General features: G+C 65.5%; 23 protein-coding genes. 5 read left to right on the top strand and 18 right to left on the bottom strand.

Translation table 11 applies throughout. The features are described 5' to 3' along the window. Positions 1 to 10 precede the first annotated feature (10 nt). From R2834_18540 to R2834_18565, 6 genes are all read right to left on the bottom strand, one after another. Positions 11 to 1,003 (bottom strand): amidohydrolase family protein, encoded by a 993-nt coding sequence (locus tag R2834_18540; protein ID MEZ4702337.1) that lies wholly within the window; start codon positions 1,001 to 1,003, stop codon positions 11 to 13. 97 nt (positions 1,004 to 1,100) lie between these two features. Further along, the gene (locus tag R2834_18545) at positions 1,101 to 1,484 is read right to left on the bottom strand and encodes a hypothetical protein (protein MEZ4702338.1); all 384 of its coding nucleotides are present in this window, start codon (positions 1,482 to 1,484) and stop codon (positions 1,101 to 1,103) included. 16 nt (positions 1,485 to 1,500) lie between these two features. Beyond that, the gene (locus R2834_18550) at positions 1,501 to 2,256 is read right to left on the bottom strand and encodes an alpha/beta fold hydrolase (protein MEZ4702339.1); all 756 of its coding nucleotides are present in this window, start codon (positions 2,254 to 2,256) and stop codon (positions 1,501 to 1,503) included. A 5-nt stretch (positions 2,257 to 2,261) separates the two neighbouring features. Next, the gene (locus R2834_18555; GenBank protein ID MEZ4702340.1) at positions 2,262 to 2,750 is read right to left on the bottom strand and encodes a peptidylprolyl isomerase; all 489 of its coding nucleotides are present in this window, start codon (positions 2,748 to 2,750) and stop codon (positions 2,262 to 2,264) included. Between the two features lie 242 nt (positions 2,751 to 2,992). After that, positions 2,993 to 4,327, bottom strand: coding sequence for a cytochrome c peroxidase (locus R2834_18560; GenBank protein MEZ4702341.1), 1,335 nt, complete (start codon positions 4,325 to 4,327; stop codon positions 2,993 to 2,995). A 79-nt stretch (positions 4,328 to 4,406) separates the two neighbouring features. Then, a complete protein-coding gene (locus tag R2834_18565; protein ID MEZ4702342.1) occupies positions 4,407 to 5,099 on the bottom strand; it encodes a fibronectin type III domain-containing protein in 693 nt (230 codons plus the stop codon). 404 nt (positions 5,100 to 5,503) lie between these two features. Between R2834_18565 and R2834_18570 the strand changes: the two genes are divergently transcribed. From R2834_18570 to R2834_18580, 3 genes are read left to right on the top strand one after another with little or no spacing between them, the layout of a single operon-like run. Beyond that, a complete protein-coding gene (locus R2834_18570; protein ID MEZ4702343.1) occupies positions 5,504 to 8,992 on the top strand; it encodes a ThuA domain-containing protein in 3,489 nt (1,162 codons plus the stop codon). Between the two features lie 58 nt (positions 8,993 to 9,050). Continuing rightward, positions 9,051 to 11,375: a TonB-dependent receptor gene (locus R2834_18575; protein ID MEZ4702344.1), complete on the top strand. Its 2,325-nt coding sequence runs from the start codon at positions 9,051 to 9,053 to the stop codon at positions 11,373 to 11,375. Continuing rightward, positions 11,375 to 12,274 (top strand): hypothetical protein, encoded by a 900-nt coding sequence (locus tag R2834_18580; protein MEZ4702345.1) that lies wholly within the window; start codon positions 11,375 to 11,377, stop codon positions 12,272 to 12,274. The genes R2834_18575 and R2834_18580 overlap by 1 nt, the downstream gene beginning before the upstream one ends. 44 nt (positions 12,275 to 12,318) lie before the next feature. Here the strand turns inward: R2834_18580 and R2834_18585 are convergent, their stop codons facing one another. Beyond that, entirely contained in the window at positions 12,319 to 13,125 is an 807-nt protein-coding gene (locus R2834_18585; protein ID MEZ4702346.1) for a PAS domain-containing protein, read from the bottom strand. Positions 13,126 to 13,541: 416 nt separating this feature from the next. Between R2834_18585 and R2834_18590 the strand changes: the two genes are divergently transcribed. Beyond that, the gene (locus R2834_18590; protein MEZ4702347.1) at positions 13,542 to 14,810 is read left to right on the top strand and encodes a carbohydrate porin; all 1,269 of its coding nucleotides are present in this window, start codon (positions 13,542 to 13,544) and stop codon (positions 14,808 to 14,810) included. A gap of 185 nt (positions 14,811 to 14,995) precedes the next feature. Next, positions 14,996 to 16,903, top strand: coding sequence for a methyl-accepting chemotaxis protein (locus R2834_18595; GenBank protein ID MEZ4702348.1), 1,908 nt, complete (start codon positions 14,996 to 14,998; stop codon positions 16,901 to 16,903). Here the strand turns inward: R2834_18595 and R2834_18600 are convergent. The 11 genes from R2834_18600 to R2834_18650 all read right to left on the bottom strand — a co-directional run bounded on the left by R2834_18600 (position 16,900) and on the right by R2834_18650 (position 26,365). Continuing rightward, complete coding sequence (locus R2834_18600; GenBank protein MEZ4702349.1) at positions 16,900 to 17,319, bottom strand: VOC family protein; 420 nt, start codon at positions 17,317 to 17,319, stop codon at positions 16,900 to 16,902. The genes R2834_18595 and R2834_18600 overlap by 4 nt on opposite strands. Before the next feature lie 347 nt (positions 17,320 to 17,666). Beyond that, positions 17,667 to 18,635 (bottom strand): pyridoxal-phosphate dependent enzyme, encoded by a 969-nt coding sequence (locus R2834_18605; protein MEZ4702350.1) that lies wholly within the window; start codon positions 18,633 to 18,635, stop codon positions 17,667 to 17,669. Between the two features lie 2 nt (positions 18,636 to 18,637). Continuing rightward, complete coding sequence (locus R2834_18610; protein ID MEZ4702351.1) at positions 18,638 to 19,594, bottom strand: aldo/keto reductase; 957 nt, start codon at positions 19,592 to 19,594, stop codon at positions 18,638 to 18,640. Between the two features lie 277 nt (positions 19,595 to 19,871). Continuing rightward, positions 19,872 to 20,336 carry a DinB family protein gene (locus tag R2834_18615; protein MEZ4702352.1) on the bottom strand — a complete coding sequence of 155 codons (465 nt, stop codon included), beginning with the start codon at positions 20,334 to 20,336 and terminating at the stop codon, positions 19,872 to 19,874. Further along, a complete protein-coding gene (locus R2834_18620; protein MEZ4702353.1) occupies positions 20,333 to 21,916 on the bottom strand; it encodes a carboxylesterase family protein in 1,584 nt (527 codons plus the stop codon). The genes R2834_18615 and R2834_18620 overlap by 4 nt, the downstream gene beginning before the upstream one ends. Before the next feature lie 144 nt (positions 21,917 to 22,060). Next, positions 22,061 to 22,828, bottom strand: coding sequence for an SDR family oxidoreductase (locus R2834_18625; GenBank protein ID MEZ4702354.1), 768 nt, complete (start codon positions 22,826 to 22,828; stop codon positions 22,061 to 22,063). An 18-nt stretch (positions 22,829 to 22,846) separates the two neighbouring features. Continuing rightward, positions 22,847 to 23,632 carry a M12 family metallo-peptidase gene (locus tag R2834_18630; GenBank protein MEZ4702355.1) on the bottom strand — a complete coding sequence of 262 codons (786 nt, stop codon included), beginning with the start codon at positions 23,630 to 23,632 and terminating at the stop codon, positions 22,847 to 22,849. A gap of 46 nt (positions 23,633 to 23,678) precedes the next feature. Beyond that, positions 23,679 to 24,281 (bottom strand): hypothetical protein, encoded by a 603-nt coding sequence (locus tag R2834_18635; GenBank protein MEZ4702356.1) that lies wholly within the window; start codon positions 24,279 to 24,281, stop codon positions 23,679 to 23,681. Between the two features lie 23 nt (positions 24,282 to 24,304). Further along, positions 24,305 to 25,156 carry a hypothetical protein gene (locus tag R2834_18640; protein MEZ4702357.1) on the bottom strand — a complete coding sequence of 284 codons (852 nt, stop codon included), beginning with the start codon at positions 25,154 to 25,156 and terminating at the stop codon, positions 24,305 to 24,307. An 88-nt stretch (positions 25,157 to 25,244) separates the two neighbouring features. Beyond that, the gene (locus R2834_18645; protein ID MEZ4702358.1) at positions 25,245 to 25,763 is read right to left on the bottom strand and encodes a GNAT family N-acetyltransferase; all 519 of its coding nucleotides are present in this window, start codon (positions 25,761 to 25,763) and stop codon (positions 25,245 to 25,247) included. A gap of 77 nt (positions 25,764 to 25,840) precedes the next feature. Continuing rightward, entirely contained in the window at positions 25,841 to 26,365 is a 525-nt protein-coding gene (locus tag R2834_18650) for a hypothetical protein (protein MEZ4702359.1), read from the bottom strand. Positions 26,366 to 26,374 lie beyond the last annotated feature (9 nt).

The raw sequence follows: 26,374 nt of genomic DNA on the forward strand, positions 1-26,374 counted from the left end.
CGCGGGCGTTTCAGGGCAGCGGCACCAGGCGCAGCGCGTTGCCGGCGAGGATCTTCGCGAGCACGTCGTCCGGAAGCGACAGGCTGGTCAGGAGGTCGTACATCCGGTTGTCGAAGGCGTCGCGCCCGAAGAAGAGGCGATCCTGGTAGTCGATCAGGAATTTCCGGGTGAAGTCGAGGTCGCGCGACAGCGCGGTATGCGCCGAGCCGGCGGAGAGGTCGCAGTTCAGATTCGGGTATTTATCCATATACCGGAGAATCAGCCCTTTGCCGACGACGGGTTTGCCGGCCGGGTACTGCTCCGTAGCCTCGTCCGCATCCTCCGAGATCTCCCGCCAGAAGCCCGGGGCGTGCCCGAGGAACTGGGTGTTGGGGCAGAGCCGGAGCGCCGGCTCCATGTTCTCCAGGCTCCCCCCGTACCACCACTGGCGGTCGGCGGGGACGCCGTGGCGGGGGAAGGTCACATCGAGGTGAAAAATGACGGGGAGGCCTAGTTCGCCGGCGTAGTGAAACAGGCGGAGGGCGTCCGGGTCGTCGTACCGCATCCGCAGCTTGAATTCGCCGAACACGCGCACGCCGTGGATCTCCACCGCCGCCTTCAGGCGGGCGTGGGCGTGGGGGTCGCGGGGATCCATCGTCGTCCCGGGGATGAACCGATCCGGGTAGCGTTCGGTCAGTTCGATGACGTCGTCGAATGTGATGCCGATGCCCGTGGGGTTGTTTGTGCCGTAGTAGTTCGGCGAGATCTCGCGCTCCGGCGCCTCCCAGCTGATGAGCCAGGCCATGTCGATGCCGGCGGCGTCCATGTTTTCGATGGTGCGGGCTCCGTTGAAGCCGAGCCAGCGCGGATGGCAGTGCACGTCGATGATGCGGGGGTTGACGCGGGGCGCACGCGGGCGGGAGGACCAGCCGAGGCCGGCGGTGGCGGCGACGGTCAGGGCCGCGGCGCCCTGACGGATAAAGGCGCGACGCGTACGGGCCGGCGCGGGGCGGGATATGGACATGGGGATCGAGGCTGGATGAAGGAAGGCTGGACGCACGTCCCTGCGTGCGCGCCCAAGTTCGGACATCCCATCGAAACCTGAAACAGGCCACGGGCCGTCAGGCGGCCTGTTCGATCCACGCCTTCAGCGCTTCCGGGTCGCGCAGCACGACAAAAGGTTGCGGGGCGCCGACCATGAGGTGGATGGTCTTGATCAGCAGGTAGTCCACATGCCGGCGCACGAAGACGGCGGTGCCGGGGCAATTTTTCATCACGGGCAACATCTCTTCCTTGATGTACGCCACGAGCTTAAGGAGATCCTTGTAATCCACATCCAGCATCCGGATCTCCAGCCCATCCCACACATGCCGATAGTCTGGATACTGGCTATCCAGCTGCACCATGACGACGACCGCTTCGAGCAGGTCTTCCCCATGCACATCGCCATTGAACGCGATGCTAAGGATGCGGTGCTCCGTATCCACAGCATACTTGTAGCTCATGGCTTCGACCCTGCCCTCACAAGCGCGCGCTTGCGAAAGAATGTACGGCCGAAACGAATTGATCCATCGCGTCCCATGGGACACGATGCGCCGCATCGGGGATACTGAGATGCGACGCCCCGGGCACCTCACCCGCAACACGTCTCGCAATCGACTCAAACGCCGCATCCTCCTCGCCGGTAATCCATAACGTCGCCGGCAGCGCCGCCGCGGCGAGATCGGGGAGCAGGTCGCGTTGAGTCCCTTTAGAATATACGTGAAACATCCTGACTAGCAACTCACGCAAATACGTCATATCCCGGACATTCTGCAGGGAAAAATCGGCCTTTCGGCCGCCAAATACGGGTTGACGGTTCCAATCCGCGAGAACCTGTTCGATCGGTTCGTCGCGAAAACGCCGGGCCCAGGCGGCGTCGGTCTCCCGGCGTCGGGCGCGCTGGGCCGCGTCGGCGATGCCTATATCGGCGCTGACCAGCAGGGCGCCGGCCCACAGATCCGGCGCGTCCAGCAGCGCGTGGAGCGCCAGCCGGCCGCCGAGCGAATACCCGAGCAGGTAGCGCCGGGGCGCGTCGTTCGTGCGCACGTCGGCACAGAACGCGCGCGCCCAATCCGCCATGGAATCCGCGAGAGTCGCCCAGAGATCGACGAGGTGTACGTTCAGGCCTGTCGCTTCCAGCCTGGGGACGATCGGAGCCCACACATCCGGCGTCTGCAGGTTGCCGTGGATCAGCCAGATATCGGCGCCGGCCAGCGTCCCTTCGTCGCGCGGCACGCGTTTCAGCCTTTGACGGCGACGGTCACCTTCGTCATCGTGTCGCCCTGGCGAATGCTGTCGACCACATCCTGCCCCTTGACCACCTTGCCGAACACAGTATGCCGGCCATTGAGATGCGGCTGCGGTCCGTGGGTGATGAAGAACTGACTGCCGTTGGTATTCGGGCCGGCGTTCGCCATGCTGATGACGCCGGTCTCGTGCTTGAGCGGGTTATCGCGGGTTTCGTCTTCGAAGGTATAGCCTGGCCCTCCGCGCCCGGTGCCGAAGGGGTCGCCGCCCTGGATCATGAAATTGGCGATGACCCGATGGAAAACGACCCCGTCGTAGTACCCTTCCCCGGCCAGAAAGGCAAAATTATTGACGGTCTTGGGGGCGTGTTCCGCGTACAGTTCGAGCTCGATCGTGCCACGGTCCGTTTCGATCGTCGCCGTGTAGGTGGCTTTGGGATCGATCTGCATCGCCGGCGGCGTTTTCCACTGTTTGGTGCTCATGAATGCCAGGGTTTTGGTGTTCGGTATGGAGGTATTGACCGCGCGAAGGTACGAAAAGGGGGCGCGCACTCCAAGCGGATACGGGCAGGACGCAGGGCAATCGCTGTCTCTTCAAACGTGCGTATCTCCTGGTATGGGAGTGTGGGGGTATGGGGGGTTGAGGTAAAAATGCACCCAAACTCCCATACGCTTCTCACGGCCACGTCGAGAATGCGATGGCCGTGGGGCGGGACGGCGCGTCTTCAACACCCCAGATCGGTGCGGGCGGCCGGGTCGTTCGCCGGCGTGCACTGGCCGGACGGCAGCGTCGCCGGGGCGTAGCGGGCGAGGGACGGGTCGTGGAGCGCATCCGTGAGGAACGCGGTGAGGTCCGCGATCTCGCGCTCCGTGAGGTCGAGCGGTTTAAAAAAGATCGGCAGCCGGTCGGCGGAGATGTCGACGGCGGGGATGGCGTCGTTGTAGTATTCGACGACTTCACGGAGCGACGTGAAGGAGCCGCCGTGCCCGTAGAAGGGCGCATCCTTGAGGTTATACAGCTGCGGCACCTTGAACTTACGGTCCAGGGCGGGGTCGTTCAGGAAGCCGCCGCGCCCCAGTGATTCAGGGGTGCCGAGTACGCCGGCGCCTTCCATGTCGGGCATCCCCAGGGCATAAAACGCCATCTGGTTGAGCGCCGGCCCCGTGTGGCACGTTTCGCATCCGGCCTTGTCGAAAAACAGGATGGCGCCGCGTTTTTCCTCGGCGGTCATCGCCTCCAGATCGCCCCGCAGCCAGCGCTGAAACGGCGCGCGGTCCGTCATCAGCGTGCGTTCGTAGGCGGCGATGGCCAGGCCGGCCTTTTCGACGGTCACGGCCTCACCCGGGAACGCCTGCTCCCACATCGCGCGGTACGTGGCGTTCGTCGCCAGCACCGACTGGCCGATGCTATCCATCCGGTGCTTCATCAGCGCCGAGATCGCCTGCGACTCGAGCCCATCGTAGCCGAGCTTGTTGACTTCGAGCAGCGGATCGCCCTCCCAGAAGGCATTTGTGCCCTGATTCGGGCCGCGGACGCCGAACGCTCCCGCCCATCCCATCACATCCTGAAAGGCGCTGTTGACGACGGACGGCGAGCGGATGCCCTGCGCATCGACGTCCGCGTCGGCATACGTCATCTGGCGGGTCCGCCCCTCGCCGTTCTGTCCCCAGCCCGAGCCGCCCTCGCCGATCGCCTGACGCCGGCCGGCGGAGAACCCCGCGCTCGCATGGTGACAGGTCGCGCAGGAGTAGGTGCCGGCGCCGGCAGGCATGCGGGGGTTGGTGGCGAGCGCCGTCTCGTGGAACAGGAGTTTCCCGAGTTCGACCTTGGCCGTCGTGATCGGGTTGGCCGGATCCTGCGGGATCGCGGCATAGTCGTCGCTCGCCGGCAGCTCGAAGTTGTCGAGGCGGCGCTGGCCGCCGATCGTGATGAGGTCGATCAACGCCGCGTCGAGATCCACATCGACGGGAGGTTCGGCGCTGGTGGCGTCACAGCCGGCCAGCCAGCCGCTCCCGCCCAGGATGAGGATGAGGCCGATGGCAGCCAGACGGTGGGACATGGTCTAAAAACAGGGGATGGAGACGCAGATGGGTACGATGACGGCGTGCTGAACCCGGCTCGCGCGGCGCAGTCACGGCCTAGACATCCTCGGCCAGATCGTGGATTTCCAGTACGCGGACTTCCGACCATTCGCTGGCCCCTACCGGATTGACGGAACGGACGCGCCACCAGTAAATGTAGGTCGGCACCAGTTCGCGGATGAGGACGCGTTCGCCGCGCACCCCTTCGAGGTCCGCCGAGCGGCGCACGAAGTTCTGCTCGAGCGAGACCTGGATGTGGTACGTGCTGGCGCCCTCCGTCGGCTCCCATTCGAAATAGATGTCGGTGGGCATGTCCTCGACGCCGGTCTGCGGCGAGACGAGGCGCGGGATGGCCGGCGTATGCGGCGTCTCGGCCGCCTTGAACTGGCGCGTCTCCGACCAATCGCTGTAGCCGGAGCCGTTGACGGCGCGGATGCGCCAGAAGTAGGTCGACCCCAGATCCAGATCGCGCACGATGTACTGGACGTTGTTCACGCCCTCGTCATCTACCACCAGCGAGCCGAACTGCGCGTCCGCTGACACCTGGAGGTGGTACAGCTCGGCGTCGGTGGAGGCATTCCACTGGAGTTCGAGCACGACGGCTTCGTTCGGCGACCCGTTCCGCGGCGCCACGAGGGACGGCGTTTCGGGCAGGTCGCCCGCGCCTACGGCGCCGCAGCCGGCGGCGAAGAACAGCGCGACAAGAGGCAAAAAGAGGCGCGAGGACATGCGCTTTATGGCAGGGTACATGGGGTATGCAATGATAATCAACTGATCTTACGCAGCCGCGTGCCTGGTTATCTGATGCAGGATGCAGGATTTTGTACCGGGCAACAGGCTTTTCAGACGAAATCCTGCATCCTGCATCTTGCATCCACAGATGGACACGATGCCTTGCGTAACATGAGTAATCAAGCTATTCGCGGCGACCCGATCCCGGGCTTGCGAGGTGGGGCCCAAGATACGGCACGCCGGCGATCTGATTCCAGGTCTTTTCGCGTTGCACTTCTTGGCGGCAACAGGTAAGATATGCCCAGCCTGCTCGCCCGTTCCCGGGCGACACCTACCGAACCTCACAGCCCGCTGCAATGACGCGTTTATTCGCTCTTTCCCTTAAATTTTCGCGGTTTTGCCGCCTCGTCCTCCCCATAGCCTTGCTGGCGGCGCTCGTCGCCACCGGCTGCCGGCCGGGCGGGCCGGCGGACACGGGCCCCCGCAAGATCGAGGTCCTGTTCCTCGGTCACGCAAGCCGGCATCACGACAGCGAGGCCTACGCGCCCATCCTCGCCTCGGCGCTCGCGCTGGACGGCATCAACGTCAGCTACACCAACGATCCGGACGACCTCAACCCCGAGAATCTGGCGCGCTACGACGCCCTCATCCTGTACGCCAACCACGATTCGATCACCGGGGGGCAGGAAAAGGCGCTGATGGACTTCGTGGCCTCGGGCAAGGGATTCATCCCCCTTCACTCCGCCTCGTACTGCTTCCGCAACTCCGACGACTTCGTTGACCTCGTAGGCGCCCAGTTCGCGTCGCACGAGACCGGCACCTTCACGACCGAGATCATCGACGCCACCCACCCGATCACCGCCGGCTTTGCGCCGTTCGAGACCTGGGACGAGACGTACGTCCACACCAGGCACAACCCGGACCGCACCGTGCTCATGGAGCGGGTGGAAGGCGACCATCGCGAACCGTGGACGTGGACGCGCACGCACGGTAAGGGCCGCGTCTTTTATACGGCCTACGGACACGACGAACGCACCTGGAATAATCCCGGGTTTCAGGACCTCGTCAAGCGCGGCATCCTGTGGGCCGTGGGCGACGACCTGCGCGCCCGCTGGGAGCAGCTCTCGTTCCAGCCCTTCCGGTACGTGCCGCACGACAGCATCCCGAATTACGAAAAACGCGACCCGCCGCTCGAGCTCCAGGAGCCGTTCGCGCCGGAGTCGTCGATGGCCTACATCCAGGTGCCCCCCGATTTCGAGCTGCAGCTCTTCGCCTCCGAGCCCGACATCGCCAAACCCATCGCGATGGCGTGGGACGAGCGCGGCCGGCTCTGGGTGATCGAAACGACGGACTATCCGAACACCGTCAATCCCGATCACATCGGCTCCGACAAGATCAAGATCGTCGAAGACACGGACGGCGACGGCAAGGCGGACCGTTTCACCGTCTTCGCCGACAGCCTCAACATCCCCACCAGCATCACCTTCGCCGACGGCGGCGTGATCATCTCGATGGCGCCGAATTTCCTCTTCCTGAAGGATACCGACGGCGACGACCGCGCGGATGTCCGCGAGGTGATCTCGTCGGGCTGGGGCACGTACGACACGCACGCCGGCCCCTCGAACCTTCGATACGGCTTCGACAACTGGTACTGGGGCACCGTCGGCTACAGCGACTTCAGCGGCGTGGTCGACGGCGACTCGGTCGAGCTCATCCAGGGGGTCTATCGCTTCCCGCGCGACGGCAGCGCCCTCGAACAGGTGGCGAAGTTCACGAACAACACCTGGGGGCTTGGCTTCTCCGAGACCTTCGACATCTTCGGCTCCACGGCCAACAACGAGCACAGCGTCTATGTCGCGATTCCGGAGCGGTATTACGCCGGCGTGAGCGGGCTGCGGGGCAACGGCCGGCAGAAAATCGACGGGCACTATGCCTTTCACCCGAACACCCCGAACTTCCGCCAGGTAGATGTCTTTGGCGGATTCACGGCGGCGGCCGGCCACAACCTCTACACCGCCCGGAGCTTCCCGCAGCGCTACTGGAACCGGATCGCCCTGGTCAACGAACCCACCGGCGGCCTGACGCACGAGGCGATCCTCGAACCCAGCGGCGCCGGCTTCAAGGAGAAGGACGGCTGGAACCTGCTCGCCAGCGTCGACGAATGGGTCTCTCCGATCCATGCCGAGGTGGGCCCCGACGGCGCCGTGTGGGTGCTCGACTGGTACAATTTCATCGTCCAGCACAACCCGACGCCCCAGGGATTCACCAACGGCCGGGGCAACGCCTACGTCAACGCGCTGCGGGACAAGGTGCACGGGCGCATCTACCGGGTGGCGTACAAGAAGGCCCCCCGCTACACGCCGCGGTCGCTCTCGAAAGACGACCCGAACGGACTGGTCGACGCCCTGGGCGACGACAACCTGTTCTGGCGCATGACCGCCCAGCGCCTCCTCGTGGAGCGCGGCGAGACGGATGTGCTGAACGGTCTGTATGCGCACGTCCGCAACCGGAAGGTCGACGCCATCGGCCTGAACGGCGCGGCCGTAAACGCCCTGTGGACGATGCACGGTCTCGGCGCGCTCGACGGTTCGAATGACGAGGCGCTGGGCGTGGCGCGCGAGGCGCTGCGGCACCCCGCCGCCGGCGTCCGCAAGGCGGCCGCGCAGGTGCTGCCCGCCACGGAGGCCACCCTGGACGGGATCCTCGAAAGCGGCCTCGTCAACGACCCGGACCCCCACACGCGTCTGGCCGTCATCCTCAAGCTCTCGGAGCTGCCGGCCTCCGACGCCGCCGGCGCCGCGCTGTATGCCGCCGGCAAAGAGCCCGGCTTCGCGGAAGACACCTGGCTCCCCGAGGCGCTCTTCATCGCCGCAGCCCGGCACACCTCCGGGTACCTCGACGCCTACTCGGCCGACATCGGGGGCGCGGCGTTCACGCGTCTGGCGGCCGGCTACGCCCGGGGCGAAGACGACCCGGCGCCCGACTGGTCGCCCGTCGGCTTCGACGACGCCGCGTGGAAAACCGTGGACCTGCCCGCGAAGTGGGACGACCTGCCCGAGTTCGCGGCGTTCGACGGCGTGATCTGGTATCGCCGGGCGATCGACGTGCCCGCCGGCCAGGCCGGCCGCGCGGCCCGCATCGACCTCGGCGCCATCTACGATACCGACGTCGTGTACGTCAACGGCCAGCGCGTGGGCGGAATGGTCGACGGGTTCGACACGGCCCGCTCCTATCCCATCCCGGCCGGCGTGCTGAAGGGCGGCTCCAACCTCATCGCCGTCCGCGTCGAGGACCCGCGCGGACGGGGTGGCTTCTGGGGCGTGGCCGACGACATGTACCTCACGGCCGGCGGACAGCGCCTGTCCCTCGCCGGCGCGTGGCGGTATGCGGTCGAGGAAGAGTACGTGGGCGGAAAGCGCCAGGATCTGAAGCGCAACATCCCGCTCGCGCAGCAATTCCTGAAGCACCACGCGGCCGACGTGGCCGGAACGCCGGCGGCATCGGCCGGGACCGCGACGACGGCGGTGGCCGGCGACGTCGCGCAGGTCGCCCTCTCGGTCGTGGTCGGCCAGTTGAAATACGATCAGACGACGTTCACGGTCAAGCCGGGGCAGCGGGTGCGCATCGTGTTCACCAACCCCGACGACATGCAGCACAACCTGCTCATCCTCGACCAGGGGGCCACCGAGGCCGTCGGCGCGCTGGCCGACGCGATGGTCACCGCCCCGGACGCGGCGAGCCGCAACTATGTACCGGACAGCCCGGCCGTCCTCGCCTCGACCCCGCTCGTGGATCCCCGGGGAAGCTTCACGCTGGAGTTCACGGCGCCGGCCGCACCGGGCAATTATCCGTACCTCTGCACCTTCCCCGGGCACTGGCGTATCATGCAAGGCGTTATGGTAGTCCGATGACCCTGCACCCGGTAGATTGAACACGGCAGATTGAACACGGCAATTTGAACACTGCAACATGAAGAGACTTCCCAAGCCGGCATCACCTGTTTCCTGTTGCCTGTTCTATTTTGCTGTTTGCGTCGTGCTGGCGGCATGGACGCCGGCCCCGGCCGCCGCGCAGCAGGCGCTCATCCGGGGGTTCGTGATCGACGCGGCGACGGAGCAGAGCCTCCAGGGCGCGACGGTCGTTCTTCGCAACACGGACGGCGCGTTTTACGGCGCGGCGACGGACGGCGACGGGTACTACATCCTCAACCGCGTTCCCGCCGGCACCTACACGTTCCAGGTGTCCTTCATCGGATACCTGATGCAGGAGGAGGCGATCACGCTCGCCGCCGGCGAGTCGGTGCAGCGCAACATCCAGCTCGTGGCGCGCGAGGAAGAGCTGAACGAAGTGGTGGTCGAGGCCGAGACCGAGGCGGGCGTGAGCGCGGTGAATGCCGGCCTCGAATCCATCGTCCCCGCGCAGATCGAGCGCGTGCCGATGCCGGGCGTCACGGGCGACCTCGCGAGTTATCTGCAGACCCTGCCGGGCGTCACGGTCCAGGGCGACCAGGGCGGGCAGTTTTTCGTCCGGGGCGGCGCGCTCGACCAGAACCTCGCGTATCTCGACGGGATGCCCGTGTATATGCCGTTCCACGTCCTGAGCTTTTATTCGGCCTTTCCGGAGGAGATCATCAACAACGCCGACGTCTACACCGGCGGCTTCGGCGCGCGGCACGGCACGCGGATCTCCTCGATCATGGATGTCCGGGCCCGCAACGGCAACAAGCAGAACCTCGCCGGCGCCGTCTCCGTCGCCCCGTTCCTGAGCACGGTCCGCGTGGAAGGCCCCCTCGTCAAGGATCGGGTGTCTTTCATCGGCTCCGTCCGGCAGTCGCTGATCGAGCAGATCATGCCCAACGTGCTCGGCACCGCCCTGCCCTATCATTTCGGCGACCAGTTTGCCAAGGTGCACGCCTTCATCAACCCGAATCATAGCTTCTCGCTGTCGGCGCTCAACACGTTCGACCGGGGCGAGCTGGGGGCCACCAAAAAAACCTCGCTGGGCGAAGCGGACAGCAACATCCCGAACGACAGTTCGGAAGTGGCCTGGCACAACACCGCATTCGGCGGCCGGTACACGTACCTGTCGGATACCCTCCCGATCCTGGCCGAGTTGTCCGGCAGCTATTCCGACATGTCCAACGAAATCGGGCCGCGGGATGAACGCGACCGGACGGCCGGCATCGAAAGCATCGAGGGCCGGCTGGATCTTACGTACTTCCTCCGCCGCGGCGAAATCCATGCAGGCGGCAACTACCGCGCCTCCACCCTTTCCTATCGCCTGGGCGGCCAGTTCCAGGACACGCCCGACATCGCCGAGAACGCGCTAAACGAACTCGTCGGATACGTCGAATACGAGATCCCGCTGGCCGGCGATCGCGTGCAGCTGACGCCCGGCGTGCAGTATTACGGGCTCCCCGACCGGTCGCAGCAGTGGATCGACCCGCGTCTCCGGATGAGCATCCAACCCGGCGACCCCGCGCACGGCCTCCAGCTCAATGCGGCGTGGGGCATCTACCATCAGGCCATCGTGGGGCTGAACGACGAGCGCGACATCGGCAACCTGTTCACGGCGTGGCTGCCGGTGCCCGAGGAGGGCAACATCCCCTCCAGCATGCACGGCATCCTGGGCGCCAAATACCGGGTACAGACCGGCTTCAGCGTGGCCGCGGAGGCCTTTTACAAGGATTTCAACCACCTGAACGTCCCCATCTTCAGCGTCCTCCCCACCTTCACCACCCGGCTCCAGGAGGCGGACGGCCAGGCCTACGGCATCGATGCCCGCGTCGATCTCAAGGACATGCCCTTCTGGGCGGGCTCGCTATTCGACGGCTACGTGAGTTATGCCTACTCCCGCGTCGAATACGAAACGCCGACCGTGACATACACGCCCGGACACGACCGCCGGCACCAGATCAACGCCCTCCTCCATGCTCAGAAGGGCGAGCTGGGCGTGACGGTGCAGATGGCCTACGGCACCGGCTTCCCCTTCACCCAGTCGAGCGGGTTCGATGTGTGGCTGATCCTGACGCCCGATGTCGACGTGACCGACGAGCCCGGGCTGGAGCGCATCGCCTACGCCGAGCCGTTCAAAGGCCGGCAGCCCGCCTATCAGCGCGTCGACGTCTGGCTGGAACGGCGGATCGAGCGGCGCCGCACGGTGGCGACGCTGCGCGCCGGCGTGGTGAACTTGCTCAACCGATCCAACCTGTTCTATTTCGACCTTTTCACGTTCAAGCGCGTCGATCAGCTGCCGCTCATCCCGTCCATCGGTTTCAAGCTGGAGCTGCGTTGATGACGGCCCCCGGACGCCTCCATGTCGCGATGTTGTTGCTGGCCGGCGTGCTGTTCGCGGCCTGCGAGGACAGTTTTATCGATCCGTACGCCAATGATGAGCGCTACTACACGCTGTACGGCTACCTCGACGAGTCGAAGAATTTCCAGCCCGGCACGCTGCATGCCATCCGGGTGATCCCCATCACGCGGTCTTCGCAGCGCATCCTCGAACCGAGCGACCCGAACGCCCAGATCGACGCCGCCGTCTACAGCATCGACCTCGAAACGGGGCAGGAAGTGCGGTGGGGGTATTCGCTGGAGCAACTGGCGGACGGCAGCTACGGGCATGTCTTCCAGACCCGATTCTTCGTCAAGGCCGCGACATCCTACCGGCTCGAAGTCCGCCGATCCGACGGGATGGTGGCCAGCGCCGAGACGCATGTGCCGGCGACGTCGGGCATCTTTCCGGTGATCGATGAGCCCGCACTCGACGCGACGGACGGGAGCCTCTATCAGGATATACGGCTTCCCGACGTGCGTTCGCTCTGGGATGTCGACATCGTCTACCAGCTGGGCGACCGCACCTGCTTCGCGGGATCGCCCAACCGCGTATCCTACGGCCGGGTCGGCGTGTCAACCGACGAGGGATGGCGGATCCGGATCAACCTCACCGACGATGTGCGCAGCCTCGAGGCGCGCCTGGGCTCCACGGACTGGCGCGTGTGCTCGATCGGCATCCGTACGCGGATCATGGATAACCAGTGGACACCGCCCGGAGATGTTTTCGACCCGGAAACGCTCGCGCTGCCGGCCTCGCTGAGCAATGTCGAGCACGGGTACGGCTACTTCGGTTCGCTCGGCCTCTTCCAGCACGACTGGCTGCTGAGCGAAGCCAACAGCAACCTGCTCGGGCATTGAGCATCCCGCAAGGTCTTTTCGCCAGCCGCGCCGGATCGGAGATCCTAGCGCCGAAAACGGGGGAAGAACTGGTTGGCGACGTGGTTGGCCAGGAGCGTGGAGGCCTGGGCCAGAAATCCCGGGATGCTTTTGCGGAAGCCGGCGCGCTCGGTTTCGTCCGCCTCGAAGCGCCGCAGATACCGATCGATCTCTCGTAGCAGGCCCCGCGCCGTGCAGCTCCGGTTGAGTTGCTCCCGCGCTTTGCCGAGCATCTCCAGAAAAACCGTCACCCACTGCTTCTCCGAGTCGTTCTTGAACGTCAGAACTACCACATGCGGGTGGGCCTCGACGTTCTGCAGGTAGGTGGCGGATACGCGCGACCAGATGGTGCAGCCGGCGCGATGCCGCAGCTTCAGCATGAAGGCCGTGTGATCCACCTGCCCATCCAGCATGGCGGCCGCGAGCGCCTCGAACGCCTGCCGGCTTTCCTCGCGATGATCGGGATGAACGATGGACCACAGATCGGCCTGGACGCCGTCGGACGCATACCCCGTCAGCGTCGTCACGCGTTCGCTGACGCGCAGCGGCAGGATGCCTTCGGCGGTCAGCCGGCAGACCATGTGCGACGCGCAGCGCGTCGGCTCCGCGCGCAGGACAGCCTGAGCATAGTAGGCTTCGTAGTCCTCGACCAGCGCCTCGAACTGCTCGCGGGCGGCGAAAAACTCCGAGGCATAGTCCCAGCTGGTCTCCCGGCGCTTGATCGACTCTTCGAGATCGATGTGCGCGCTGCGGACGAGACCTATCAATTCGCTACAGATGCGGCCGTAGTGCGCGTCAAGCGCGGCCGCATGATCCTCTGGAAATGCAAGCATGGAAACGATCAGACGTTGAAATGCGAGCGGCGCGCCTTTGCGATGCTTCGTTGCCAATGGGCCAGGAGTTCCAGGTGTCAAATTACAGGGCCGAAGGTCCTGGGATTTGAAAGCTGAGACTGCTACGAGCGCGCGATTGCAGTTATGGGTCGACTCGGTCGCAACCGCTCTGGGATGTGAATTGCGGACCGCCATAATAGGGATATCCGGGCCCCATGTCTGCCGGGGGCGAGGCGCAATCTCATGCCCTCGAATTGTCCTACACGGCACAACCCCGAGCAGCCGGCCCGGGGCGCTCCAGCCCTCCGTTTAAGATGCCCGGCACCGGGTCGATACTCTCATCCCAACCCTGCCCCAAGGGTCCCCACAATCGCGCCCCCCCACTCCCGGCGCCCATACCATCGAAACGCATGAGTATGTCGACTCGCGTTGGCCTACCCACTGGCCGCCATGCGCACCTGTATGCCCTCCTCGTCCTGGCGCTGACCTTCAGCGCGAACGCCTATGCCCAGACCTCGGAGGCTCCGCCGTCCGAGCAGTCCAACCAGGATTACCTGACCGGCAGCTGGGGAGGGCTGCGCCCCAACCTGATGAGCCAGGGCGTCGCCTTCGACGCGGCTTACACCGTAGACGCTTTCGCCAATGTGCGCGGTGGCGCCCAGAAACACGGCGCCTATCTGCATAACGTCGACATCACGCTCGGCGTCGATGCGAACGAGTTGATGGGATGGCAGGGCGCGTCGTTTTTTGGCTATATGCTCGGAAATTATGGCGATGCGCTGAGCGACTACGTCGGCGACCTGCAGGGCGTGAGCAACATCGAGGCCCCGGGCGCCTGGCAGCTTTACGAAGCCTGGTTCCAGCAGAACCTGTTCAACGACGCCGTCTCGGTTCGGATGGGTCTGTACGACCTGAACAGCGAATTTGCCAGCATCGAAACCGCCGGCCTGTATCTGGGCAGCTCGCACGGGATCGGGCCGGATTTCAGCCAGAGCGGGCTGAACGGTCCCTCCATCTTCCCGGCCACCGGGTTTGCCACCCGGCTGCTGATCCAGCCGACGGCCTCGCTCTATGCGCAGACGGTGCTCATCGAGGCTGTTCCGGGCAACGGGCTGCCGGGCACGCCGCGCGTGCAGTTCACGCCGGGTGAAGGCTGGCTGTGGGCCTCCGAGGCCGGCATCGTGCCGGCCAACGCGCCGGGCCGGAAGCTGGGCGCCGGCTACTGGCGCTACACGAAGCCGTTCGAGACGCTCGACGGCGCCGGATCGGCCGTAGGCTACGGGATCTATGCCATCGGCGAGCAGGCCCTGTACGATGCCTCGCGGGAGGGCGCGCGCGGCGCGTCGCTGTACGGACGTGTCGGCTGGGCCAGCCCGGAAGTACACCCGATTGCATTCGCCTGGGCGGCCGGCGTCGCCGTGAACGGCCCGTTCAGAAGCCGGCCCGACGACCAGTTCGGCCTGGCCGTGGCCACCGCGCACCAGGGCAGCCAGATGATGGAGGCCATGCGCCTCGCCGGCGATACGCCGGAATCGGACGAGATCACATTTGAGATCACGTACAGCACGTCGATACTCCCGTGGATTGCGATTCAACCCAATATCCAGTACGTCCACAATCCTGGCGGCGTCGCCACACTCAACGACGCATTCGTGGTCGGCACGCGGCTCGGCATCGCATTCTGACGATGCGATCCGAGGCGGCACGGCGCTCGCCAGAGAGAACGGACACCCGATTCCAGGATTCCCGTAGTCGATAGCCTGGACGTCTGACAGACGCGGCCATCGCCTGTACGCCCTTCGGCGGCAGGCGATGGCCGTTCCGGCACCGGATTGGGGATTGAATCGATCCCTAGACTCATGACCCGGCTATGTCAACCTCGTTCGCTAATCTACCCATTCGCCGCAAGCTCGTTATCGGGTTCGGCATTCTCGCTGCCGTCGCGGCGCTCAGCAACCTGCTGGCGTTTGCCGTGCTGGTGCGCGTGCAGGATGCGGCCCGCACGACGATTCGTAAAGAGGTGCCCCATCAGACGGCCCTCCTCAGCATCCAGAAGCAGGCTACGGAAGGGCACCTCTGGTTCGAGGAAATCATGTCCGGCGACGAGGGCGAGGATGTCGACAACGTCTTCGCGCTCTGGCGCGGGGCCGGCGAACTGAGCGACGCGCTCATCACGGGCGGCGAGGTGCACGGGCAGGTCTACCTGCCGGTCACCAACGACGAGGCCCTCGAATCCATCCACGAGATGCGCGCGCACATCCAGGAGTTGATCGAGGTGGGCCACCAGCGGTACGATGGCTATCAACAGGGCGCCATGGTGGCCGGCAGCGATCTCGACGAGCAGTTCGACGAGGTGTTCGAGGAAATCGTCCGTCACAGCGATGTCGCGCTGGAGGCGATTCGCGCCGACCTCGTCGTGAGCGCACAGGCGAGCGAACACAGTTATACAACCGGCTGGATGAGCATGGCGGCCTTCCTGCTCGCCGCGCTGGCGATCGCCTGGTTCTCCTCGCGCACGATCAGCCGGCTCATCGTCGATCCCCTCGCGCACCTGAACGCGGTCGTTTCCGCCATCCGCAACGGCGACCTCACCCGCAAGGCGGTCAACAGCGCCAAAGATGAGATCGGGTTCCTCGGAGAGGCGATCAACCACATGGTGGACGGCATCCGAGATTCCCGGCAGGCCATCCAGAACGAAAAGCAGGCATCGGACCGCGAACGTCAGAATAGCGAGGCCGAACGCGCCTATCTCGCCCGGCACTTCGACCTGATGCTCGCACAGATGCAGCGCTTCGCCCAGGGCGACCTGACCGTCCATCTGGAGGCCGAACGCAACGACTCGGTCGGCCAGCTGTTCGCCGGCTTCAACGACGCCGTGGCGAACATCCGCATGAAGCTCCAGAAGGTGGATCGCGGCATCGATCAGACGGTCGTCACCGTCCACCAGATCCGGCAGGCGACGAGCGAACTGGCCGCCGGCGTGCAACAGCAATCCACGCAGTCGCAGGAAGTCGCGCTGGCCGTGGAGGAGATGGTTCAAACCATCATCGACAACTCGCAGAATGCCTCGCATACGGCGGAGCTGACCGAGCGCAACGGCGAGGAAGCCCGCGAAGGCGGCGCCGTGGTTCAGGACACCGTGGAGATGATCCGTCAGCTGGCGCGCATCGTGGCCGACTCCGTCCGGACCGTCGAGCAGCTCGGGGCGTCGAGCCAGCACATCGGCGAGATCGTCCAGACGATCGACGAAATCGCGGATCAGACGAACATGCTGGCCCTGAATGCGGCCATCGAGGCCGCGCGTGCCGGCGAACAGGGTCGCGGCTTCGCCGTCGTCGCCGATGAGGTACGCAACCTGGCGGAACGCACGACGGCGGCGACCAACGAAATCGCCCGCATGATCCGAAACATCCAGGGCGAGACCACGCGCGCGGTGGACACGATGCGGACGGGCAACCAGGAGGTGGAACGGGGCCTCGTGCTGGCCGACCGGGCCGGCGCAGCGCTGGACAAGATCGTGGGCGGCACCATCCGTACGACGGAGATGGTCACGCAGATTGCCGCAGCGTCCGAGGAGCAGTCCGCCACGAGCGAACAGATCGCCTCGAACGTCGACATGATCTCACGCGCCACCAACGACGCGTCCGTCGGCCTGAACAACATCGCAAACAGCACCGACGACCTAAAACAGTTGACCGACGACCTGCGCCAGCTCATCGCGCACTTCAAGCTCGACGAAACCAGACGGGCGCTCCAGGTTGCTGCGGAGGCCGACTAAACGCCCGGCACGGCTTTGTCGCCCGACGCGCTGCGGCCTTTGGCCTGGACGAGCACCATCTCGTTGCCGTACAGGTCCAGGAAATGCGCCACGATGTGATCGCCCGATTCCGCCGGCTCGCGCTTGAAAACGACGCCGCGCTCGGAGAGCTTCTCGTAATCGGAGCGGCAGTCGTCGGTATAAAAAACGAGCAGCGGGTGCCCCAGCGCCTGCCGGCCTACGAGGTAGCGGTTTTCATCGTCTGCCATCCAAAGCCATAACCCGAGGCCGGCGTCGCGCGCGCCGACATGGAGAAACCGGAAAGGCGGCACCTCCTGGTCGGCGATGACCTCGAGCCCGAGCTTGTCGACATAAAACGCCAGCGCGTCGTTGTAATCGTGCACCAACACCGTGAGGCGGCCTACCTGGACTGGCATGATCGTATCCCTGTGCTTAAAGCGCCCACCGCCGCGTCGCGTGCGGCGCGACGTGAGGCGATACGGCGAATGAATCGGCTGACGCCGCTCCCTGGATCCTGCTACAGAGACCGGCTAGGCCAATATACAACGAATCCCGCCTCGTACACAGGCCGGGGGAAGATTCGGTAAGCGAAACGGAAAACATGCGGCCCGGGCAAGGCCCATTCGGGCCTCGCGCCCGATGTCGAGAGGATGCGGGATCCCCGATGGCGTGTTTCGGGAGGCATACGGCATCCCGCATCCATCGATCGCTTCGCTGAAGTGGGAACGTCACCCGGTAATACCGAAAACCGGGCTTCAGCGGCTCATCCCTTTCCAAGCCACTGCACCCGCTGTTCGTCGGTCATATTGCTTCCGCAGAGTACGGTGCCGACCCGCCGGCCCGCGAACGCGGCCCGGGCGGTGAGCAGAGCGGCCACGCCTGCGGCGGCCGAGGGCTCGGCCAGGATCCCGACGTGCCGGTGGATCAGCCGCATCGCATCGATGAGGGCCTCCTCAGGGACGAGTACGGCGTCGTCGATGAAGCCTCGCATATCCTCGACGGCCTCGGGCACCGGGATGCGGACGCCGATCCCGTCCGCGATCGTATGGACCCGATCGTGCGTCACGAGCCGGCCGGCGCGCCAGGACTCCACCATGGCCGGCGCCCCCGCCGCCTGAACGGCGACGATGCGCACGGCGGGACGACTGGCTTTCACCACGCGGGCGATGCCGTTGATCAGGGCACCGTTGCCCAGCGGGATCGCCAGCGTGTCAAACGCCTGATCGCCGCGCAGCCACTCCAGCGCGATGGTGCCGGCGCCGGCGAGGGTTTCGATATCCTTTCCATCCTCCACAAACCGTTCCCCGCTCGCCGTCGCCCGTTCCCGCGCGGCTTCCTTCGCGGCGTCGAAGTCGTCGCCGGCGAGGACCACGTTGGCTCCCAACGCGCGCATGCGCTGGAGTTTCAGGGGGTTGGCCGACGTGGCCGCATACACCGTAAGATCGATGTGGCGCTTGCGGCAGGCATACGCCATGGCCTGCCCGAAATTGCCGGCACTGGCCGTGACGATCGGCACGCCGGACGCATGCTCCGCAACCAGATAGTCCGCTCCCCGGCCTTTGAAGCAGCGAATCGGATTCAGCGTCTCGATTTTGAGCGCGACCTCGATGCCGAGTTCCACGCTGAGCGCTTCGCAGGCATACTGGGGCGTGCGAAGAAAGACGGGGTCGATAACCCGTTCCGCCGCGCTGACCCGGGCGTGCGTCAACCGATGTGGTGCGGGCGTCTCCATCGTCAGCCGGCCAGGATATCTTCGATTCGGTGCAGCTCTTCCTCGTCGAAGAGCACGGAGCGCAGCGCGTCGATGGCGTCTTCGAGCTGCGACACGCGGCTCGCCCCCAGGATGGCCGACGTGATCTCCGGCCGGCGCAGTATCCATGCCAGCGCCATCTGCGCAAGCGACTGCCCGCGGGCTTTGGCCAGTTCATTCAGCTGGCGGACTTGCGTCATGCGGCGTTCGTTGACTTGCTCGGGCTGCAAGAGCCCATGCGCCTTGCCGGCCCGCGAGTCGTCGGGAATGCCTTCGAGATATTTGTTGGTGAGCATCCCCTGCGCGAGCGGCGAATACACCACGCAGCCCATCTTCGCCTGACCGAGCAGGGGCAACAGGCCGGCTTCGATCGAGCGATTGAACATATTGTAGGCCGGCTGATGCACGATGCAGGGCGTTCCCAGCGACCGCATCATGGCTACCGCCTTTTTGGTGTATTCCGGTGCGTAGTTCGAGAGGCCGACATACAGGGCCTTGCCGCTTCGTACGATCTGGTCCAGCGCTCGTACCGTCTCTTCGAGGGGGGTCTCCGGATCCGGACGGTGGTGATAGAAGATATCCACATAGTCCACGCCCAACCGTCTCAGGCTCTGATCCAGGCTGGCGACGAGGTGTTTTTTGGATCCGCAACCCCCATAAGGTCCATCCCACATCGGAAAGCCGGCTTTTGTGGCGACGACGATCTCGTCCCGATGTGCCGCCAGGTCTGTCGCCAGGATATGTCCGAAGGTGGACTCCGCTGCGCCGGACGGCGGCCCGTAATTATTGGCCAGATCGAAACAGGATATCCCCAGATCGAAGGCGCGCAGCACGATGGAGCGGCTGGTATCGTAGGCGTCGTGCCACCCGAAGTTTTGCCAGAGCCCAAGCGACAGAGCCGGCAGCCTGAGGCCGCTGCGGCCGCATCGATTGTACACCATGGATTGGTAGCGTTCGGGAGAAGAGCAGTACGTTGACATCACAAAGGCAGGATAGCGATCGTTCAGGCTCATTCCGCGTACTGCACGCAGGGCCGAACGCGACGGCCTGCTACGCATGAGCTTTCGAAAACGGATTCTGGATGACGCTCCCTGCCATCCAATTGTAGTACATGGTATCGCCCGAAAGGAGTAGTCGGATAGGGCAGACCGGCAATAAAGATGAGAAAATCCTAAGGCAGATTCATTCACGCGACATCCGCCGATACTAAAAGGTTGTTCAGGCTGCGGTATGACGCTTCCGCAGCACTACGATCTGGCCGGCATGATAGGCGGCGTGCTGAGGCACGCCCATCAGCATCATCCCCAGGGCATACGGCTTTCCGGGCACCGGTTCCTCGAGCCGGGATGCCGGGAGGTGCGCGATGGCCGTTGTCAGGGCATCGGTGCCGGCGTCGAGCCCGGCCAGGGTGTCCGTCCAGCCCGGTTCGTCCAGGCGCGGAGGCATCGGCCAGTCTTCCTCGGCGGTCGGCTCGAAGGCGTCTCCGCGTAGCCGGCGCAGTGCCACCCGCTGCCAGACGTCGATGTGCAGCACGATCTCCCAGATCGTGTGCGCGCCGTCGTGCCGGCGAGCCGCCTGCGCTACGGTGATTCCCTCGAGCGCCTCGCGGACGGAAGGTCCGTGCCAGGCCGGTCCGTGGACCGCGCGCCGTATCTGGTCCGCCAGCCGTTCGGGCGCAGTCACGGGTTGTCCAGATACGACATGAAGAACGACAACCGTTCGGGCGCCGGCAGGGGCCGGGGCGCCACGGTGGCGCCGAGATTCTGGATCACGGCCTCGCCCGGCGCGAAGGCCGGCCACGCCGGCAGGCCGGCGGCGTTGGGATCTCCCGCCGCGGCGAACTGGGCCCAGTACGACGAGACCTGATCCGCAAGCCGGCGATCCACGTCTTCCCAGGGCCGGTTCAGGAGCGCGAGGTTATTGAAGACATACGGGACTTCGCCCGTGTGGAACGCGCCGAATTCGGGATGCTCGGGCCAGGGGATCGCGCGCTCGAAGTAGTAGAGATACGTCGGCGTCCGGGCTGTTTTCTGCCGCAGGGCGGACCAGTGCAACAGCGAGGCCATCCCGCCTTCCCGGGCCGATGCCTGCAGCGAGGCGGTGGCTTCTTCTTCCGTGGCGCCGGGGTACGCGGCCAGATAATCCTTCGCCATGTCGCCGTACCGGTTGATGGCCATCGTCGCGAAGGCGTCCGGGGTGATGCCATGATAGATGGCGGCCATGAAGGCGCTGCCTTCGTCGGCGTTGAACCCGGAGAGGGTCGGCACGTCGTTTTGCCGGCCGGCGGCGAACGCGTCCTCCACGTCTTCCTCCAGGAACTTGCCGTCGATGATCGGCCAGAACCGGGCGGGCGGCATGCCGGCGCGCGGCGCCGTCAGATCCTGCCAGCTCATCGCGCGCAGCGCCGCGACCGACGGAGCGCCGACGGCCTCGGCGAACGCGGCGCCCATGGCTTCCCCATCGTCCAGCATGGGGGTGCTCAGCCTACCGACGCCGGCGATGGTGCCCGGCCCGCTCTGCAGGATCGCGCGCTGAAACAGCCCCCGCGCCATGGGCGATCCCGTGAGGTAATGCACGGAAAACGCGCCGGCCGACTGGCCCGCGACCGCCACCCGCGACGGGTCGCCGCCGAAGCGGTCGATATTCCGCTGCACCCACGCGAGCGCCGCGACCTGGTCCATCAACCCGTAGTTGCCGGAGGCGCCGCCGGCCTCCGCCGAGAGTTCGGGATGCGCCATGAAGCCGAGGATGCCCATGCGGTAGTTGATCGTAACGACCACCAGCCCCTTTTTCGCGAGCGACTCGCCGTCGTAAATCAGGATATCGCCCGAACCCTCCGAAAACCCGCCGCCATGGATGTACACGAGCACCGGGCGGCGCTCTTCCGACGACGCCGCCGCGGTCCATACGTTCAGATAGAGGCAGTCCTCACTGATCTCGCCCTGAACCATAAACTCTTCCGTCCACGGCTCGCGGGATCCCTGCAGATTCTGGATGCAGCTCGCCCCGAAGGTGTCCGCGTTCCGGACGCCCTCCCAGGCGGCCGCCGGCTCCGGCGCGCGCCACCGCAACGCCCCGACAGGGGGCGCGGCGTACGGGATGCCCTTGAATACATGGACGGACGCGTCCATGCCGGCCGTGCCGCTGATCGTTCCCGTCTCGATCGCGAAGGGTTTGTCGAGGCCGGGCGTGCCGCAGCCGGCGGCCACGAGGGAGATCAACAGGGCAATCGCCAGCGGGCGCAAACGCATGGAGCAGATCATGACGGGGTGGATTGAGGTGGAGAGATCCCGCAATATACGGCTTTCCGGCCACGCGCAACGGATCGCCGCACCCGCGCCATACGGCCTCGATGCAGTGCGGCCGGCGTCGCTCGCGATCCGGCGGGGCCACACACGATCGCGGCCCTACTGGGCCGTCCAGCCGCCGTCGACCGGGAGTACCACGCCGTTGACCAGGGCCCCGGCCGGCGAGGCCAGGTAAATCACGGCGCCGGCCACATCGTCGATCGAACCGACGCGTCGGATGGGGATGCGGGCCAGGACGCCTTCGAGATAGGCCGGGTCGTCGAGCCGCTCGGCCGTGCCCGGTGTGTAGATGAACGTCGGCGCGACGGCGTTGACGGTCACGCCGCGGACACCCCATTCGAGCGCCAGCACACGCGTCAGCTGGTTGACGCCGCCCTTGCTCGCGCAATACACCGCGTGGTCGCGGATGCCCACGAGGCCGGCCTGCGAACTCAGGTTCACGATCCGCCCCGCGCCCTGCCGGAGCATCACCTTGCCGGCGGCCTGACAGCAGAAAAAGAGGCCCTTGAGATTCACGGCCATCATCTCGTCCCAATCCGCCTCGGACACCTCCTCGGCGGGATGGTTGAACCCCAGGCCGGCGTTGTTGACGAGGATGTCGAGCCGGCCGAACTCCGCCACGACGCGGTCGACGCCGGACGCGATGGCGTGCACGTCGCGCACGTCCATCGGCACGGCGAGCCCTTTTCCACCCGCCCGCTCGATCTCCTCCACCAGCCGCTCCAGCGCCGACCCGTTGCGCGCCGCGACGGCGACACGCGCGCCGGCGCCGGCCAGGGCGAGCGCAAGCCCCCATCCGATGCCTTTGCTGGCGCCGGTGACGAGCGCAACCTGGTCATCGAGGCTGAACCGGGGTGATTCAATCATGCTTAAAAATGGGGCTGCTCAGGGATTCACCACCGGCCAGGTGCCGGAAGGAACGAATGCTGTTTCGGTCTGCGGACCGCGAAAATTGGACACATACACCGCCGATTCCCGGATCGCGCGGGCGACATCGCGCTCCGTGCTGTCGCCAAGCACGACGCCCTGGTACACCTGATCCGGACCCGAAAAATGCGGCACGCGCGTCTGAGTGCCGTTCGCCATGATGGTCCGGTACGTGGCGTTCCGGAATCCGTGTCCGTACGCAAACGGCTGGTCGAGCGCGTCGCTGTCCGGCGTATGCCGCGCGCCGAAAAGGTGGCCGATTTCGTGGGCGAGACCGTATTCCGGCGCCGCGGAGTCCTGCCAGTACGCCATGACGAACGCCGTCGCCGGCGTCGCCATGATCGCCGCGTTCCGGGTCGACTGCGGGTCGTTGGTGATGAAGGCCACGATGTCGGCCTCGAACTGGTCGCGCAGCGTGTGCACCTCGTCCAGCACGCCGTCGTTCTGGCCGACGAGGTACGTCAGATCCTGCAGTGGCACGGTCGATGTGTAGTCGACCTCCTGCGCGAACACCATCGTAAGCACGACCGGAATCCGGCTGTTGCCGAACGCGATATTGGTGTGGGCGATGGCGGACTGGAGATAGGCGTTCAGATCGACGGCCGCCTCCGCCGCGTCGCGCGTGTAGACGACCAGCAAGGTCACTTCCGTCGCCAGGTTATCCGGATTGGGGGCGGTATCGCACGAGGCGATCAGCAACGCCGCCAACGTGGAGAGGACGACGCGCGACAGCAGGTGGGGCATTCGTGTAAAGGTGGGTGATGATCCGTACGAAAAAAGAACCGGGCAGCTACCGTCCGTCGCCGGCGACCGCCACGTAGGTAACATACGCCACCCAGGGGTTTTCCTGAAGCGCCTCGAGGGCCAATTCCTCTTCCCCTTCCGGGACGCGGACCTCGATATCGTTGGGGCGCTTCACGACCTCGAACGGCGTCAGGCCGATGATGTCCTCGATCAGCTTTCGCGCCTCGTCCTGCGCCGTGGGAGCGATCAGGCGGACGTTCAGCACGAACAGCGCCGGCACACCGAGTCCGTCGCTGCCGAATCGCGGCGCCGTCGTCGATTCGACGTCCACGACCGCCACATGGTCGCGCAGCCGGCGGACGCCTTCCGTGCTGAACGGCTCGCTGGACTGGACCCGGACGACGACTTCGTTGAACGAAATCTTATCGGGCTCATACCCTTCATCCCGCAGCCATCGCGCCGCGTCGGCCTCGCTCACGCCGTCGAGAAACGCGACGGACAGCTTGCCGCGCTCGATGACGATCTCGTCGGGGATGTCGAACGAGGCAACCTGCGCCATCCCCTCACCTGCTGCCACGACCGACAGCACCATAAAGGCCATCAGGCAAGATGCGATAGCGTTGCGGATCGAAAGGCCAGGTCGGTTCATAACGATGAGGTTGATGGAGGATATCAGCGTGAACGGGTGCGTCGCGCGGTCGAGCCGGCTTCCGGCTCGCGCTCCTCGGCGTCGATCGTCAGGAGGCCGGACTCGGCGACGCCGGCGCGATCGACCACCGGGGCGCCCGTTTGATTTTCGACGATCAGCTCCGCGATGCGATCCCCGAGTTCGTCCAGTTGCCGGTGCTTCTTTTTGCGCCAGTTCCGATCCATATACGTGACCAGGGGAATGGCCAGGGCCGCCACGATAAAAAACAGGAGCATGCCCCACAGGCTCGAATCGAGCGCAGCGAGGCCAACCCCGCCCGCGACTGCCGCGAGCACGCCACCGTAGAAAATGCCTTCTATTTTGTCGCCGGCCAGCCCGACGCGCTGGCTCAGCCTCACGTGGACACGCTCCCCACGCGGCCGCATCCGGATCGAGGTCTCGATGCCATACCCGCTGACGTGTTTCCATTCGAGCGAGCGGCCGACCTGTTCGACGGTGCCGGCGCCCCCCCAGGTGCCGGCGGCCATACCGGAGGCGGCCGCCATGCTCGCCGACTCGAACCGCCGGCGCAACTCGTCGACCACCTCCTCGCTGGCCTCGGGGGTCAGGTCGCCGTCGACCCATTGCTCTACATGGATATGGGTGGCGGTCGTGCTCGTGCTCTTGCCCAGCAGGGAGGGCCCGAGCCGGTCCATCTCCTCGGCGGCCTGGCGCAGCAGCGCGGGGTCGAGGCCGGCCTCCCCGGCGATGGCCTCCAGTTCGGTAAGCGTCAATCCGTTACTCCGCTCCCTGGCTCGCGCCTGCCGGGTCTGCAACTCGGCCGCGCGTTCGAGCAGGAGGGCCATCTCGTCTTCAGAGTAGGTGCGTTCGCTCATAAGCCTGGCTTTTTGGGGGACGCTACGTTATCCATCGCGCGACAGTTCCAGTGGGCGGATGAAACAGCCGCCGCGGCCGGCATCCGGCTCATAGCGTCTTCATCATCGCGATCCGCGCCCAGCCGGCGAGGACATGCCGCCGCTCGTCTTCGAGCACGGAGACCAGCTCCCCCTGTACCTGCTCCTCCGTGAGTTCGCAAAATCCGAGGCCGGCGTAATACGGTCCGTTCCAGGGGATGTCCCGAAACGTCGTCAGCGCGAGGCGCTCGTATCCGCACGCGCGGGCCCAGCGTTCGACGCGGTCGATCAGGGCCCGGCCGATACCCCGCCGCCCAAACGCCGGCAGCACATCGATCTCGTTCAGGAAAGCCGCATCGCCGACGTGGCCGGCAAACGCAAAGCCCACCACCTGGTGCCCCGGAACCACGGCGACCCAGAGCCGGCGCTGCTGGATGCCTTCCAGAAGCAAAGCATGCGGAAGGCACCGATCCACTGCGACCGGTGGATTGCGCAATGCGGCAAACCGCTCGGCAGCTTCGAGCTCCACCTCCGTAAGCCGGCGCAGATCGGCCTCCACGGCATCCCGTATGTAAAAATCGTTCGCCATCCCGCCGGCCTGTTCGCGGCTTGTGGATTCCAGAGGGGGCGATGCTGCATACAGGGGAATAAAGAGGCCTGTTCCTATCAGTCGGCCCTCTCGAACCGGAAAGAACGGTTCATCGCCTCGCCGACCGCCAGGGGAATCTCCTCCATCGACACGACGCGCAACGTCTGTTCGCCCGGCTTGAGGAACGATCGCATGAACTCCTCGCTCATGAACCGGCGCACCGCGCTGCCTTCCTCCGTCATGTCGGCGGGCTTCTCTGCGGCGAGGCTCAGGTAAAACGCATCCATCTGCACGCCCTGCGCGATGACTGCTTCCGGCAACCGGTAAAAGTACTGGATCGAAATGGCGAACCGCCCGTCGCCGGGAGCCGGCGAGAGGCCCACATGATACACCATCTCGGCCTTTTTCGTCTTCGCGCCGCCTCGCGCTTCGAGGGAATCCGAGAGCACATCCATGACGTGCTGTACGAGCGGACGATCGGTCTCGTTCACCGATACGAACGAATCGATCTCAAAGGAGAAAGATTGACCGCAGACGTGATGGAACGGAAAAAGCAGGGCGCCGGCCAGCGCCAGGGCAGACAGTCGAACCGTATACAGCATGTGGAGCTC

This window comes from Rhodothermales bacterium, from assembly GCA_041391505.1.
In the GTDB taxonomy this organism is placed as follows: Bacteria; Bacteroidota; Rhodothermia; order Rhodothermales; family JAHQVL01; genus JAWKNW01.